This is a genomic window from Kitasatospora sp. NPDC002522 (assembly GCF_053595195.1).
Genome location: NZ_JBSFXE010000053.1, coordinates 1 through 15,801, shown reverse-complemented (window position 1 = coordinate 15,801; position 15,801 = coordinate 1). Strand labels below are relative to the sequence as shown.

Here is a 15,801-nt window from a genome sequence, read left to right as displayed (position 1 = left end):
TTCGGGGTGGTGAAGTGGGAGGCGGGCCACGGCGGTTGACGCTGCGTCGGCCCACCACCAGACAACCAGCCGGGGGAGGGGCCGCAGGGGGTCCGAGCGGGCCCCGTGGAGGCCGGTCCCGGCGTGACTGGTACCGGCAGGGCCACCCGGCCGGGCCCCGGCGCCCGCGCGGGGCGGTCAGACTGGAGCCATGGACGACCGCAGCCGTGAACTCGCCGACTTCCTGCGCACCCGGCGCGCCAGGCTCGCCCCCGAGCAGGCGGGGCTGCCCGCCGACGGGCGGCCCCGCCGGGTGCCGGGGCTGCGCCGCGACGAGGTGGCGCGGCTCGCCGGGATGAGCACCGAGTACTACACCCGCCTCGAGCAGGGCCGGGCCACCAACCCGTCCGAGGAGGTGCGCGAGGCGCTGGCCCGGGCGCTGCGGCTGGACGCGGCGGAGCGCGAGCACCTCGCCGACCTGCTGGCCCGGCCCGCCGTCGCGCGCCGGGCCCCGCAGAGCCCGCAGCGGGTGCGGCCCGGCCTGTACCTGATGCTGCAGACGCTGGAGTCCGTCCCGGCGTTCGTGATCGGCCGGCGCACCGACGTGCTGGCCGCCAACCGGCTGGCCCGCGAGGTGCTCACCGACTTCGACGCGCTGCCCGCCACCCGGCGCAACCTGGCCCGCTACTACCTGCTCGAACCGGAGGCCCGGGAGCGGGTCGGCGACTGGCAGCGGATCGCCGCGGAGACCGTCGCGATGCTGCGACTGGAGGCCGGACGGCACCCGGACGACCGGCGGCTCGCCGACCTGGTCGGCGAACTCACCCTGAAGTCACCGGAGTTCTCCACCTGGTGGCACGACCACAGCGTGCTGCGGCGCACCCACGGCAGCAAGACGTACCGGCACCCGCTGGTCGGCGAGCTGCGCTTCTCCTACGAGTCCTTCGCGGTGCCCGGCGACAGCGAGCAGACGCTGTGCGTCTACAACCCGGAGCCGGGCTCGGCCACCGCCGAGGCGCTGCGGCTGCTCGCCGACTGGACCGCGCCCACCGCGCCCACCGCGACGGCCGGCTGACGCCGGATCAGCCGGACCGACTCGAAGGGATGGATCACCCCGAACGGATGGACCGAACGGAGCAGCCGAAAAGAGGCGGTCGGCCGGTACGAACGGATCGGCCGAAGTGGAGGGATCGGACGGACCGAAGGAATCGGCCGGAACGGATGGCTCGGTCGGATCGGCGGGTTCCGGCGGCCCCTCAGTGGCCGAGGCCCGCGCCGCCGTCGACCGGGAGGACGGCGCCGGTGAGGTAGGCAGCGGCGGGGGAGGCGAGGAAGAGGGCCGCGGCGGCGACCTCGGCGGGGCGGGCGGCGCGGCCGAGCGGGATGCCGGCCAGCAGCTCGGTGCGCCGGGCGGCGGGCAGGTCGGCGGTCATGTCGGTGTCGACCAGACCGGGGGCGAGGATGTTGCAGGTGACGCCGTACGGGCCGAGCTCGCGCGCGGCCGAGCGGGCCAGGCCGGTCAACGCGGCTTTCGAGGCGGCGTAGTTGGCCTGCCCGGGCGCGCCCTGCAGGGCGACCACCGAGGAGAGCAGCACGATCCGGCCGCGCCCGGCGGCGACCATGCCGGGGGCGGCCCGGCGCAGCACCCGGAAGGCGCCGGTCAGGTTGGCGTCCAGCACCTCGGTGAACTCCTGCTCGGACATCCGCAGCAGCAGCTGGTCGCGGACCAGGCCCGCGTTGGCGACCAGCACCTCCACCGGGCCGTGCGCCTGCTCGATCCGTTCGAACGCCGCGTCGACCTGCCCGCCGTCGGTGACGTCGCAGCGCAGCGCCAGCACCCCGGCGTCGAGCAGCTCGGCCGGCGGCTCGCCGGAGCGGTAGGTGGCCGCCACCCGGTCGCCGCGGGCGGCGAAGGCCAGGGCGGTGGCCAGGCCGATGCCCCGGTTGCCGCCGGTGACGAAGACGGAGCGGGTCACGGAGTCACTCCTTGCGAGCCGGACGAGCGGGAGGGGGAAGTACGTCGAAGGTCGCATGTGGCGCTCGTCACCACTGATGACGATCGCGCCGCCCGTGCACGGGAGGATGGCAGGGTGCGTGGGAGTGGAAGGAGCGTGGCGTGATCGTCACCCTGATCATCATCTGCGAGGTCAGCTTCTGGGTGCTGCTGGCCGCCGCCCTGGCGGTGCGGTACCTGCTCAAGTGGCAGCGGACCAGCGTGGTGATGCTGCTGTGCGAGCCGCTGCTGGAGGTCGTGCTGCTGGTCGCCACCGCGATCGACCTCAAGAACGGCGCGAAGCCCAGCTGGGAGCACGGCCTGGCCGCCCTCTACATCGGCTTCACCATCGGCTACGGCCACTACACGGTGAAATGGCTGGACGGCCACGCCGCGCACCGCCTCTCCGGGGCGCCGAAGCCGCCCAAGCCGCCCAAGTACGGGATGCCGCGGGCCAAGCACGAGGGCAAGCTGTTCCTCCGCTCGGTGATCGCGGGGGCGGTGGCCTGCGCGCTGCTGCAGGCGGCGATCTGGTACGTCGGCGCGTCCACGCCGTCCGCCGAGCCGCTGCGGCTGTGGCAGCTGGTGGCGGTGCGTACGGTCGGCATCCACGGCGTGATCGCCCTCACCTATCTGCTGTGGCCGAAGAAGGCGCCGGCGGAGCCCGGCACGATCAAGAAGAGCTGACGCCCCGTGTGAGTCGACGGGGCGTCAGGCCGCCCTGGCGGCGAGGGACATGAAGACGGTGGCGACCGGGGTGCCGCCGTCCGCGGCGGACACCTCGGTGCGCAGCTCCAGCACGTCGGTGCCGGCCACCGAGCGGACCGCGTCGATGTGCACGGTCAGCAGCAGCCGGTCCCCGGCGTGCACCGGGCGGTGCAGGACGAAGCGCTGGTCGCGGTGGACCACGCGGTCGTAGTCCAGGCCGACCTCCGGGTCGAACACCGCCCGGTCGGCGGCCCGGTGGGCGGGCGCGCAGAGGAAGGTGGGCGGGGCCAGCACGTCCGGGTGGCCGGCCGCGCGGGCCGCCTCCGGATCGTGGCAGAGCGGGTGGAGTTCGCCCACCGCGCGGGCGAACTCCCGGACCTTCTCCCGCTCCACGGGGTACGGCGCGCCGGGCGGGTAGACCCGCCCGGCCAACGAGGCGGCCAGCGCCACGAGTTGCTCCAAGGTCGGTCGACAGGACGGGTGGTTCGGGCCGGGCGGCCGGAGCACGTCCGACCGCCCGGCCCGGGACGTGTGACTAGTCGATCACCGCGCCGCCCTGCCGGCGGACCGGGCGGGAGCGGCGGTGGTCGAGCGAGGCGTAGACGCGGTGCAGCCAGCGGTCCGTGCCGTCGTAGCGCGGGGTGAAGGCGGTCCGGCCGTGCACGGCGAGGCGGTTGTCGACCACGGCGAGGTCGCCGACGGCCAGGTCGTGGGCGGTCATCACCTGGGTGAGGGCCTCGCGGAGTTCGGCCATCGCGGTGCGGGCGCCCTCGTCGAGCGGGTGGGTGGCGGAGAAGTCGACCAGGATGTCCGGGTCCTCGAAGTCGCCGCGGAGGATCTCGTGGGCGGGCACCATGTCCTCGCGGCCCTCGAAGGACGGCGGCGCCTCGGTCAGGAAGCGGTCCTCGCCGAGCACCTTGCGGGTGTCGTCGGAGAGCAGCGCCACCGCGCGGCGCACCGAGGAGGTGCACAGCCGGGCCTGACCGGTCGGGTCGGTGCGCACGCACAGCAGGCCGACGTAGTCGGGGCGGTTGTCGTGGAAGGCGTTCTCGGTGTGCATCTCCAGCAGCACCGAGCCGGCGTTGCTCTGCTGGACCTCCTGGCCGGGCACCGGGACGACGTTCTGCACCAGCGCGCCGGTCTTCTCGTTGCGGAACGCCACCACCTCGCCGAGCTGCAGCATCGCCGCGCAGACCACCGCGGCGGCGGTGGAGGCGGTGCGCTCCACCGAGCCGGGCACGCTCGGGGTGGGCGGCAGCGGGCGGGCGGCGTCGGTGGAGGCGACCGGCAGGTTGCGCACCAGCAGGACGGCGTCCGGTCCGGCGTCGTGCCGGAACCGGCGCAGCTCGGCGAGCAGCCGGGCCGGCAGCTCGGCGGAGGCGTCGCGGACCGCGGCCAGCCACCGCAGGTCGTCGGTGCCGTTCGGCTCGGCCAGCACGAGGCGCTCGGCCAGCAGGCCGACCTGCCGGGACTCCGCCTCGGTCAGCACCAACGCCTGCCGCGGCGGCGCCGCGGCCACCGTGTTGATCTGGGTCATGAAACACGCCCTCGGTTCGACGGTTTTCCAACGGGACTGCGCAGCGGACGACGGAAAAGCAACGCCGCGTAGAACAGCAGTCTTCGCGGTGTGCTATATCCGACCTATCCGTGCTGGCTATTAGCGCGGGAACGCGCCGATATAGAACACGCGTAGACCGCCCCGTACGCTCACGGTCGAAGGTGATCCGAGTCGGGCCGGGGGTCTCGTGGGGATGCTGATCAATACGGACGGCAGGCGGCTCACGCCTACCGCGCTGGACGCCTCGGCGCAGGCCGTCGCGGCGGAGTTGCGGCGGCGTGGAATCACCCCCGGTGAGCGGGTGCTGCTCACCGGCGCGAACACCGGGGAATTCGTCCTCACGCTTTTCGCGCTGATGGAGCTCGGCGTGTCCATCGCGCTCGCCGACCGGCGGACGCCGCCCGCGGAGGTGGCCCGGCTGCTGACCGCGGCGGGCGCCCGCCGGCTGCTCACCGACGCGCCGCTGCCCGACGGCGTCACCGACGCCGAGCAGCTCACCCTGGACAAGGTGTGCGCGGCCGCGCAGGCCGTGCCGCCGAGCGCCGCCGCGCGGGGCCTGGAGCGGTTCGCCGACTGGTTCGCCCGCGAGGACGCGCTGGTGGTGTGGAGCTCCGGCTCGACCGGCACCCCGAAGGGCATCGTGCGCTCCGGCGCCTCGGTGCGCGGCAACACCGAGCGCACCGGCGCGCGGATGGCCTACCGCGCCGACGACGTGCTGCTGCCGCTGCTGCCCTTCACCCACCAGTACGGCCTGTCGATGCTGCTGCTGTGGCAGGCGGCGGGCTGCGCGCTGGTGCTGCAGACCAGCAGCCAGCGGGTGGACGCCGCGCTGACCGCGATCCGCGAACACGGCGTGACCGTGGTCGACGCGGTGCCCGCGACCTACCACACGCTGCTGAACATGCTGGACAGCGGGCGCGCCGACGCCGGCGGACTGTCCACGGTGCGGCTGTGGTGCGTCGGCGGGGAGCCGCTCGGGCAGCAGTTGAGCGCCCGCTTCGCGGACCGGATCGGGCTGCCGCTGCTGGACGGCTACGGCAGCAGCGAGGCCGGCAACATCGCCCTCGCGGTGCTGCCCGACCCGGTCGGCTGCGGCCGGCCGCTGGACGGCATCGCGGTGCGGGTGGTCGACGACGCGGGCCTGCCGGTGGGGCCCGGCACGATCGGCGAGATCGTGGTGCGCAGCCCCGACTACATGACCGGCCTGCTCGGCCCCGGCGGCGAGGTACGGCCGGTGGACCGCGCGGAGTACCGCACCGACGACATCGGTCGGCTCGACGCGGTCGGCAACCTGACCGTGCTGGGCCGCCGCGCCGCCGTCCACCGGCTCGGCCACACCCTGTACCCGGACGGCATCGCCGACCGGGCCGGCGCCTGCGGCGCGCAGGTGCAGGTGGTGCCGGTGGAGCCGGCCGACCAGCCGGGCGGCGCGCAGCTGGTGTTCTTCGTCGCCGACCCGGCCGAGCGGTCCCCGGCGCACTGGCGGGCCGCGGTGTCCGAGCACATCGCCGAGCACGAGCGGCCCAATCGCGTGGTGGTACTTCCGGAATTCCCGCTGAACAAAACCGGAAAAGTGGACCGCCAGTTCCTTAGGAAACTCGCCGAGTCCGCTGTGGCCCGAGACGGCAAGAAAGGCGCCCTGAAGTGAGTCAGATCGTCGCCGAGAACCCGACCGAGACGCATCGGGGCATTCCCTTCGCGGACCGGTTGCCGGTCCTGGAGAATGTCGCGGAACTGCTGCGCGGTCGCCAGGAAGAAATCCTGCAGATCCTCTTCGAGACCAGCAACCACCGCACCGCGATCGGCGAGATCGAGGTGTCGCTGGCGGCCCTGGAGGGCGCGGAGGCGGAGATGTCCCGCTACCGCCCGCCGCGGCTGGACCAGTTGGCGGTGCTGATGCCGTCCAACATCCCGCTGTACTCGTACGTCCTCTACCTGCTGATTCCCAGCCTGTACACCGAGCGGCTGGTGTTCCGCCCCTCCGGCCGGATCTCCAGCCAGACCGAGCGGCTGCACAAGCTGCTCGGCGAGGCGCACTCGCTGCCGATCGAGCTGCGCCGCTCCGGGCAGAAGGACTTCCTGGAGCAGGACGCCGCCGCCTCCCAGGTGCTGGTGTTCACCGGCACCTACGAGAACGCCGAGAAGATCCGCCCGCAGCTGCGCAAGGACCAGCTGTTCCTGTACTTCGGACAGGGCGTCAACCCGTTCGTGGTCGGCCCCGGCGCCGACCTCGGGCTGGCCGTGGACGGCGCGCTGCGGGCCCGGATGCTCAACTCCGGGCAGGACTGCTTCGGCCCGGACGTGTACTACGTGCACACCTCGGTCAGCTCGCAGTTCTGCAACCTGCTCAGCCGCCGGGTCCGCGCGCTCAAGCACGGCCGCTACGACGACCCGACCGCGGACTACAGCTCGATGTACTACCTGGACGCGTTCGAGGAGGCGATCGCCCACCTCACCGACAACCGGGTGTTCATCCAGGCCGGCGGCCACGCCGACCTCGGCGACGGGCACCTCAGCCCGACCGTGCTGGTCCGCCCGGTGGAGAGCGACATCCGCCCGCCCGAGCTGTTCGCGCCGATCTTCAACGTGGTGCCGTACACCAGCCGCGAGTGGCTGCTGAAGGCGCTGCGCGGCCCGTACTTCGAGGAGCGGGCGATGGCCGCCACCGTGTACGGCGACGAGCCGGAGCTGATCGAGCAGCTGAGCCTGCGTCACACCGTCAGCGTCAACGAGACGGTGGTCGACATCGAGAACGGCAACGAGCCGTTCGGCGGCCGCGGGGTGCGCGCCAACTACGCGGCGATCGGCGGGCTCCGGCACACCGAGCCGCTGCTGATCTCCAAGGCCGTCGCCGACCACCTCGGCGGGGAAGGCGGCGCCCGGTGACCGCCGCCCCGGCCGCCCCCGAGGCGTCCACCGTCACCGGCGCCTGGCGGGCCGCCGTCGCCCTGCTGCGCCGGCACGGCGTGTCGGACGCCTTCGGCCTGCCCGCCGACGACCTCGACCTGCTGGAGGCGCTGGACGGCAGCGGCATCCGGCTGGTGCTCTGCCGCGACCAGCGCAACGCGCTGTTCATGGCCACCGGCTACGCGCTGCAGTCCGGCCGCACCGGCATCGCCTTCACCGGCAAGGGCCCGGCCGTCACCAACACCGTCACCGGCCTGCTGGAGGCCCGCTGCTCCGCCGCGCCGGTGGTGCTGCTGTCGGCCGGCACCCCGGTCGAGCACCGCGGCTCCGGCGCGTTCCAGGAGCTCGACCAGCTCGCCGTGGTCGCCCCGCTGGTCAAGTGGGCGGCCCGGGTGGACTCCCCGCAGCGGCTCGTCCCGATGCTGCGCCGCGCCCTGCTGACCGCCCGCGAGGGCGTCCCCGGCCCGGTCTACCTGGAACTGCCCGACCACCTGCTCGGCGCCGACATCCCCCTTCCCGGCCTGGACGTCGACGCCGAGCAGGACGCCGCCGAGCAGGAGAGCGCGGTGCGCCCCAGCCGGGTGCACCTGCCTGACGGGTCGCCCGCCCGCCGCCTGCTGGCCGCCGCCGAGCGCCCCGTGCTGCTGGTCGGCGGCGGTGTGCGGCACGCCAACCGCGACGGCGCCCTGGAGCGCTTCGCCGAGCGGCTCGGCGCCGCGGTGTTCGCCACCGCCAGCGGGCGCGGCGCGTTCGACGAGCGCCACCCGCAGTTCTGCGGCCTGTCCGGCCTGTACCTGCCGGAGCCCGCCGGGGACCTGTGGCGGGAGACCGACCTGGTGGTCGCCCTCGGCAGCCGGCTCGAGGAGACCGCCACCTACGGCTGGCCGCAGCGGATCGGCCGCGAGGTGCCGGTGGTCCAGGTCAACCTGGACGCCGCCGAGTTCCACACCGACCACGCCGGGCCCAAGGTGCTCGCCGACGCCGCCGCGCTGCTGGCCGGCGAACTCGCCGAGCCGCTGCCCCGCCCCGCCGGCAACGCCGACTGGGTGCGCCGCACCACGGAGATCCACCACCGGCTGCACGAGGAGCACGCCAAGCAGCTCGCCGAGCTCGGCGCCGAACCCCGGCCGCGGATCCCCGAACTGCTCGCCGCGCTCGCCGAGGTGCTGCCCGACGACCTGGTGCTGGTGCAGGAGAACGGCCTGCAGGACATGTGGTCGTACAAGTACCCGCTGTACGCCTGCGGCCCCGACGGCGGCTCGGTGGTCCCGTCCGAGCAGACCAGCCTGGGCTTCGGCGCCGCCGCCGCGGCCGGCGTCAAGGCCGCCGCACCCGAGCGGCCGGTCGTCGCCCTGGTCGGCGACGGCGCGTTCGCCCTGTTCGACGCCGACCTGCCGACCCTGATCGACCATCAGCTCGGGGTGCTGTACCTGGTGCTGCGCAACGGCGGCTACGGCTGGCTGCAGAGCCAGCTCGACCAGCGGCCCGCCCCGCTGCCCGGCTACCGGTTCACCGACCCCGCCGCGTCCCACCTCGGCGCCCGCGCCCTGCCGGGCCTGCGCCAGTTCACCCTGGACGACCGCGGCACGCTGCGCGCCGACCTCGAACGGGCCTGGCAGCTCACCCGGGAGGGACACCCCGTGGTGCTGAACGTGCCGGTCGAACTGACCGACGCGCTGTTCGCCTCCGCACCGGCCGGCGGCGACTTCCCCGTGCTGCCCGCCCTCGACGCAACCCCCGACGCAACTGAAGGGAGCGAGTGATGACCTCGCCCACCCCGGCCCGCCGACGGGTCGTCATCACCGGCTGGGGCATGGTCAGCCCGGTCGGCCTCGACGTGGCCGCCAGCTGGGAGGCCCTGCAGGCCGGCCGCAGCGGCATCGGCCCGATCACCCAGATCGAGGCCGGCGACCTCCCGGTGAAGATCGCCGGCGAGGTCAAGGGCTTCGACGCCTCGCAGCACTTCGCCTACAAGGTCGCCCGGCGCACCGACCCGTACGCCCGCTACGCCCTGGTCGCCGCCCGGGAGGCGCTCGGCCACGCCAAGTACACCGTCGCCGAGGAGGACGCGCACCGGGTCGGCGTGCTGGTCGGCAGCGGGTACGGGCCGATGAAGTCGCTCGCCGAGCACGTCCGCGAGATGGACGCCAAGGGCCCGCGTGCGGTCTCCCCGATGGCCGCGGTCACCGGCGCGATCGACAGCGCGGCCGGCGAGATCACCCTCGACACCGGCGCGATGGGCCCGTCCCGGGCGTCCAGCAGCGCCTGCGCCTCCGGCGCCGACGCGATCGGCGAGGCGGCCCGCTGGATCCGCTACGGCGTGGCCGACGTGGTGGTCTGCGGCGGCGCCGACGACATCATCACCCGGGTCGACATCGCCGGCTCCGGCAACGCCAAGGCGCTGACCGCCCGCGAGGGCGACCCGACCGAGGCGTCCCGCCCGTTCGACGAGGACCGGGCCGGCTTCGTGATGGCGGCCGGCTCCGGGATGCTCGTGCTGGAGTCGGAGGAGCACGCGCTGGCCCGCGGCGCCACCGTCCTGGCGGAGCTCGCCGGGTACGCGGCCACCTCGGACGCCTACCACTGGACCGCCCCGCACCCCGAGGGCCTCGGCGCCCGCCGGGCCATCCGCGGCGCCCTCGCCGACGCCGGGCTCACCCCCGCCGACATCGACTACGTGAACGCCCACGGCACCGGCACCCAGTTCAACGACCAGACCGAACTGGGCGCGCTGCGCGCCGAGTTCGGCGACCGGATCGAGGAGATCCCGGTCTCCTCGACCAAGTCGATGACCGGTCACATGATCGGCGCGGCCGGTGCGGTGGAGGCGATCGTCGGCGGCCTGGTGATCAACCACGGCATCGTCCCGCCGACCCTCAACTGCCACCGCCCGATCGACGCCGCGGTCAACTTCGTCGCCCACACCGCCCAGCAGCACCGGGTCGACACGGTGATGAGCAACTCCTTCGGATTCGGCGGCCACAACGCCGTCCTCGTCCTGCGCCGCTGGCACGGCTAGCCCGACGCCGCCCCGACCGCACCCGCCGCCCTCTGCAGCCACGGAGACCTCGCCATGACCACGGCCGACCGCCAGCCGCTCACCGCCGCCCAGCTGGGCGTCTGGTACGCGCAGAAGCTGAACCCGGACAACGTCTTCCAGGTCAGCGAGTACCTGGAGATCCACGGCCCGGTCGACGAGGAACTCTTCGAACGCGCGCTGGTCCAGACCCTGGACGAGCAGGAGAGCGCGCGGGTGCGGTTCACCGAGGACGAGACCGGCGTCTGGCAGACCGTCGTCCCCGGCGTCATCCGGATGGAGCGCCACGACCTCACCGCGCACCCCGAGGCCCGCGCCGAAGCCGTGCGGATCATGGACGAGCGGCTCGAGCGCCCCTTCGACCTGGAGAGGGGCCCGCACTTCAGCGACGCCCTGTTCAAGCTCGCCGACGACCACTACATCTACTTCAACCGCAACCACCACATCATCAGCGACGGCTCCGGCGGCGGGATCTACACCGAGCGCTTCAACGCCGTGTACACCGCCCTGGTCGAGGGCCGCGACCCCGGGCCGGCCACCTTCGCCCCGCTCGCCGACTTCATCGCCGAGGAGACCTCCTACCGGGCCTCCGACAAGTACGCCAAGGACCGCGAGTTCTGGCAGGCCCGCACCGCCCGCCGGGTCGAGCCGGTCGGCCTCACCGCCCGCACCGCCGCCGCCACCGCCAAGCTGATCCGCACCGCCGACGCCATCCCCGCGGAGATCCTGGACGCCCTCAAGTCGGCCTCCCGGGACGCCCGCACCAGCTGGCCGATCGGCCTGCTCGCCGCCGTCGGCGCCTACCTGTCCGCCGCCACCGGCGCCCGCACCGTCCCGATCGGCTTCCCGCTGCAGGGCCGCACCACCCCCGTGCTGCGCGCCACCCCCGGCGTGGTCTCCAACATCCTGCCGGTCGTCCTGGACCTCACCCCCGCCACCACCTACGCCGAACTGCTGCGCCAGGCCACCCTCGACGCCCGCGGCGTGCTGCGCCACCAGCGCTACCGCCAGGAGGACCTGGCCCGCGACCTGCAGGCGATCGGCGGCGGCACCCGGCTCGCCTCGGTCAGCGTCAACGTGATGCCCTTCGACTACGACACCACGTTCGGCGGACACCCCGTCACCGCCCACAACCTCTCCAACGGCGTGGTCGAGGACATCGAGATCTCCGCCCTCGACCGCGGCGACGGCCGCGACGTCCAGCTGATCTTCGACGGCAACGCCGAGCTGTACACCGACGAGGAGATCGCCGGCCACCACGCCCGGTTCCTGCACTTCCTCGACCGGGTCACCCGCCACCCCGACCTGCCGCTCGGCCGGATCGACCTGCTGGACGACGCCGAGAACGAACGGCTCCGGGTCGAGCTGACCGCCGCCCGCCACACCGGCGGCGACGAGCTCACCCACATCGCCGCCACCGTCCGCGAGCACGCCCGCAGCCGCCCCGCGGCCGTCGCCGTCACCGACCCGGACGGCGACACCGACTACCGCACCCTCGCCGCCCGCGCCGACGCCACCGCGCACGCCCTGCACGCCGCCGGCGTGCGCCGCGGCGACCTGGTCGGGCTGCTCGCCGTCCCCGGCGCCGAGTTCGTCGCCGCCGTCCTCGGCACCCTCACGCTCGGCGCCGGCTACCTCCCGCTCGACCCGCACGCCCCGCGCCCGCGCACCGCCGCGCTGCTCGCCCGCACCGGCGCCACCGCACTGGTCGCCCCCACCTCGCACACCGCCGCCGGCACCGCCCTGATCGCCGAACTTCCGAACGGCGTACCGCTGTTGAGCGTGCCGACCGAGCCGGCCGGACCCTTCCCGATCACCGGCGGCGACGACGACCTCGCCTACACCATCTTCACCTCCGGCTCCACCGGCGCCCCCAAGGGCGCGATGGTCCACCACCGCGGCATGAACAACCACCTGCTCGCCAAGGTCGAGGACTGCCTGCTCACCGCCGCCGACACGGTCGTCCAGAACGCCCCGCTCACCTTCGACATCTCGGTCTGGCAGCAGCTCGCCCCGCTCGCCGTCGGCGGCCGGGTCCGGGTCGTCGGACGCGACACCGCCGCCGACCCCGAGGCGCTGTTCGCCCTGGTCGCCGCCGAACGCATCGCCGTCCTCGAGGTCGTCCCCTCGCTGCTGCGCGCCGCCCTGGAGAGCGACACCGTCCCGGCCGAACTCCCGGACCTGCGACTGCTCATGGTCACCGGCGAGGCGCTGCCCCGCGAGGTCTGCGACCAGTGGCTGAGCCGGTACCCGCGGATCCCGCTGGTCAACGCCTTCGGCCCGACCGAGTGCTCCGACGACGTCACCCACGCCGTCCTCGACCCGCACACCCCGCTGGCCGCCGGCCCCGTCCCGATCGGCCGTCCCGTCCGCGGCACCCGCCTGTACGTCCTCGACGACGCGCTGCGCCCCGTGGTCCCCGGCACCCCCGGCGAACTGTACGTCGGCGGCATCGGCGTCGGCCGCGGCTACCTCGCCGACCCCACCCGGACCGCCGCCGTCTTCACCGCCGACCCGTTCACCGCCCGGCCCGGCGCCCGGATGTACCGCACCGGCGACTTCGTCCGCCTCGACGAGCACGGCCGCCTGGTCTTCCTGGAGCGCCGCGACCACCAGGTCAAGATCCGCGGCCACCGGATCGAACTCGGCGAGATCGAGTCCGTGCTGGCCGGCCACCCGTCCGTCACCCAGTCCGTGGTGACGATCCACCAGGACGCCGCCGGCGAACGCCGCCTGGTCGCCTACGTGGTCGGCGCCGCCACCGAACTGCGCCAGTACGTCGCCGACCGCCTCCCCGAGTACATGGTGCCCGCCGCGGTCGTCGTCCTCGACGCCATGCCGCTCACCGCCAACGGCAAGCTCGACCGCGCCGCCCTCCCGGCCCCCGAGTTCACCACCGGCCGGGCCGGCCGCAGCCCCCGCACCCCCTGGGAAGAGGCCCTCTGCCGGATCTTCGCCGACGTCCTCGGCGTCGCCCGGGTCTCCATCGACGACGACTTCTTCGAACTCGGCGGTCACTCGCTGCTCGCCACCCGCCTGGTCAGCCGGGTCCGCGCCGCCCTCGACGTCGAACTCTCCATCCGCGCCGTCTTCGAACACCCCACCGTCGCCGACCTGGCCCGCGCCCTCGACACCGCCGCCCGGGCCCGCACCGCGCTGCGCCCGATGGCGCGGCCCGAGCACCTCCCGCTCTCCTTCGCCCAGCGCCGCCTGTGGTTCCTCGACCGCCTGGACGAGCAGGGCGGCATGTACCACATCCCGGTCGCCGTCCGGCTCCGCGGCCCGCTCGAACTCCCGCAACTGCAGCAGGCGTTGAACGCCGTGCTGGCCCGGCACGAGGCGCTGCGCACGGTCTACCCCGAACTCGACGGCGAGCCCTGGCAGCTGGTCCTGGACACCCCCGAACTCCTGCTCCAGGTCCGAGAGGTGACCGAGGACGGGCTCCCCGCCGAGCTGACCGAGGCCGCCGCCCGCCGCTTCGACCTGTCCCGCGAGCTGCCGTTGCGGGCGGTGGTGTTCCGGGTGGCGCCGGAGGAGTGTGTGCTGCTGTTGGTGCTGCACCACATCGCGGGTGACGGGTGGTCGTTGGCGCCGCTGTTGCGGGATCTGGAAGCCGCTTATCTGGGGCGTGAGTTGGACGTGCTGCCGGTGCAGTACGGGGACTACGCGTTGTGGCAGCGTGAGGTGTTGGGGGCGGAGGACGATCCGGAGTCGGTGGCGTCGCGTCAGCTCGCGTACTGGCGTGAGGCGTTGGCGGGTCTGCCGGAGGTGTTGGAGCTGCCCGCCGACCGCCAGCGCCCGGCCGTGGCCTCGTACGAGGGCGACCGCCTGCCGTGGCACCTGGACGGCGAGACCCACGAGGCGGTGACCGCGCTGGCCCGGGAGGCCGGGGCGAGCGTCTTCATGGTGCTCCAGGCGGCCCTCGCCACCCTGTTCACCCGGCTGGGTGCGGGGACCGACATTCCGCTGGGTACGGCGGTGGCGGGTCGGACCGACGAGGCGTTGGACGAGCTGGTCGGGTTCTTCGTGAACACGCTGGTGCTGCGGACGGACACCTCGGGCAATCCGAGCTTCCGTGAGCTGGTGAAGCGGGTGCGTGAGCACGACCTGTCGGCGTACGCGCACCAGGACGTGCCGTTCGAGCGGCTGGTGGAGGTGCTCAACCCGGAGCGCTCGCTGGCCCGCCACCCGCTCTTCCAGACCATGCTGCTCCTGCAGAACGCCGCCGAGCCCGACCTCGACCTGCCCGGCATCACCCCGTCGCTCGAAGGCATCTCGGGCGCCCTGGCCAAGTTCGACCTGACCTTCGACCTGCACGAGACCTTCGACGCCGAAGGCCGCCCGGCCGGCATCGCGGGCGAGATCGAGTACGCCCAGGACCTCTTCGACCCGGAGAGCGTCACCGCCCTCTGCGCCCGCTTCGCCACCGTGCTCGCCCGCCTGGCCGCGGACCCTGACCGCACCGTCGACGACGTCGACCTGCTGGATGCGGCGGAGCGTGCGTTGGTGGTGGAGTCGTGGGGTCGGGGTGCGGCGGCGGCGCAGTCGTCGGTGGGTGTGGTGGGGTTGTTGGAGGCGCAGGCTGCGCGGTCGCCGGAGACGGTGGCGGTGGTGTGCGGGTGGGAGCAGGTGACGTACCGCGAACTCGCGGAGCGTGCCGACCGGTTGGCGCGGGTGCTGGTGGCGTCCGGGGTGGGTGCGGACGGTCTGGTGGCGGTGGCGCTGTCGCGGTCGGTGGACCTGGTGGTGGCGCTCTGGGCGGTGTTGAAGGCGGGTGCCGGCTATGTGCCGGTGGACCCGGCGCTGCCGGCCGACCGGATCTCGTACATCCTCGACGACGCCCGGCCTGCGTGTGTGGTGACGACCGCCGCCTTGAGCGGTGAACTACCGGTCACGGACGCGGAACTGGTGCTGGTGGATGCGTTGCCGGCGCCGGTGGACGGTGAGTGGTCGCCGGTGGTGGTGCCGTCGTCGGCGGTGGCGTACGTGTTGTACACGTCGGGGTCGACGGGTCGTCCGAAGGGTGTGGTGGTGACCCGGGGTGGTCTGGAGAACGTGCTCGCGGATATGGGTGAGCGGTTCGAGGTGACGCCGAGTGCGCGGTTCCTGGCGGTGACGACGTTCGGGTTCGACATCTCGAACGTGGAGATCTTCGTGCCGTTGCTGGCGGGCGCGCGGTTGGTGCTGGTGGAGCGGGAGACGGTCCTCGATCCGGCGCGGTTGGCGGAGTTGATCGATTCGTCGGGTGCGACGTTCCTGCAGGCGACGCCGACGTTCTGTCAGGCGCTTGCCTCCGAACAGCCGTTGGCGTTCGCGGGGCTTCGGGTGCTGATGGGCGGTGAGGCGATCTCCGCCTCGCTCGCGGACACGGTGCGCGAGGTGGCGTGGGACCTGACGAACGGTTACGGACCCACCGAGACCTCGATCTACTCCGTGGTGGGCACCGCCGAGGGTCCGATGGGCACGGTGCCCGGGATCGGGCGGCCGGTCGCGGGCACGCAGGTGTACGTCCTGGACGAGCGGTTGCGGCCGGTTCCGGTCGGCGTGCCGGGTGAGTTGTACATCGCGGGTGTGGGTGTGGCGCGTGGGTACGTGGGTCGTGCGGGGTTGACGGCGGAG

10 protein-coding genes are annotated in these 15,801 nt (G+C 73.7%); 7 read left to right on the top strand and 3 right to left on the bottom strand.

The annotated features are described in order from the left end of the window. The first annotated feature begins 190 nt into the window (after positions 1–190). Complete coding sequence (locus ACWD4U_RS31040; protein WP_363460264.1) at positions 191–1,054, top strand: helix-turn-helix transcriptional regulator; 864 nt, start codon at positions 191–193, stop codon at positions 1,052–1,054. Positions 1,055–1,235: 181 nt separating this feature from the next. Here ACWD4U_RS31040 and fabG read toward each other — a convergent pair whose 3' ends face one another. Then, positions 1,236–1,955, bottom strand: a complete 720-nt coding sequence (gene fabG, locus ACWD4U_RS31035) for a 3-oxoacyl-ACP reductase FabG (protein WP_363460266.1) — start codon at positions 1,953–1,955, stop codon at positions 1,236–1,238. Positions 1,956–2,095: 140 nt separating this feature from the next. Between fabG and ACWD4U_RS31030 the strand changes: the two genes are divergently transcribed. Then, positions 2,096–2,659 carry a hypothetical protein gene (locus ACWD4U_RS31030; RefSeq protein WP_363460268.1) on the top strand — a complete coding sequence of 188 codons (564 nt, stop codon included), beginning with the start codon at positions 2,096–2,098 and terminating at the stop codon, positions 2,657–2,659. Positions 2,660–2,683: 24 nt separating this feature from the next. On the opposite strand, the gene ACWD4U_RS31025 is transcribed toward ACWD4U_RS31030, so the two are convergent. Together ACWD4U_RS31025 and ACWD4U_RS31020 are read right to left on the bottom strand one after the other, a co-directional pair. Continuing rightward, complete coding sequence (locus tag ACWD4U_RS31025; protein ID WP_449787362.1) at positions 2,684–3,130, bottom strand: FAS1-like dehydratase domain-containing protein; 447 nt, start codon at positions 3,128–3,130, stop codon at positions 2,684–2,686. Positions 3,131–3,215: 85 nt separating this feature from the next. After that, positions 3,216–4,217 carry a TauD/TfdA family dioxygenase gene (locus ACWD4U_RS31020; protein ID WP_363460272.1) on the bottom strand — a complete coding sequence of 334 codons (1,002 nt, stop codon included), beginning with the start codon at positions 4,215–4,217 and terminating at the stop codon, positions 3,216–3,218. 214 nt (positions 4,218–4,431) lie between these two features. Here ACWD4U_RS31020 and ACWD4U_RS31015 point away from each other — a divergent pair, with 214 nt between their 5' ends. The 5 genes from ACWD4U_RS31015 to ACWD4U_RS30995 form a co-directional block, all read left to right on the top strand. Continuing rightward, positions 4,432–5,886 (top strand): class I adenylate-forming enzyme family protein, encoded by a 1,455-nt coding sequence (locus ACWD4U_RS31015; protein WP_363460274.1) that lies wholly within the window; start codon positions 4,432–4,434, stop codon positions 5,884–5,886. Beyond that, positions 5,883–7,124 carry an aldehyde dehydrogenase family protein gene (locus ACWD4U_RS31010; protein WP_363460275.1) on the top strand — a complete coding sequence of 414 codons (1,242 nt, stop codon included), beginning with the start codon at positions 5,883–5,885 and terminating at the stop codon, positions 7,122–7,124. Before ACWD4U_RS31015 ends, ACWD4U_RS31010 begins: the two co-directional genes overlap by 4 nt. Beyond that, positions 7,121–8,908 carry a thiamine pyrophosphate-binding protein gene (locus tag ACWD4U_RS31005; protein ID WP_363460276.1) on the top strand — a complete coding sequence of 596 codons (1,788 nt, stop codon included), beginning with the start codon at positions 7,121–7,123 and terminating at the stop codon, positions 8,906–8,908. The genes ACWD4U_RS31010 and ACWD4U_RS31005 overlap by 4 nt, the downstream gene beginning before the upstream one ends. Further along, positions 8,908–10,164 carry a beta-ketoacyl-ACP synthase II gene (gene fabF, locus ACWD4U_RS31000; RefSeq protein WP_363460277.1) on the top strand — a complete coding sequence of 419 codons (1,257 nt, stop codon included), beginning with the start codon at positions 8,908–8,910 and terminating at the stop codon, positions 10,162–10,164. The genes ACWD4U_RS31005 and fabF overlap by 1 nt, the downstream gene beginning before the upstream one ends. A 54-nt stretch (positions 10,165–10,218) precedes the next feature. After that, on the top strand, positions 10,219–15,801 hold a 5,583-nt coding region (locus tag ACWD4U_RS30995), incomplete at its 3' end, for an amino acid adenylation domain-containing protein (protein ID WP_363460279.1).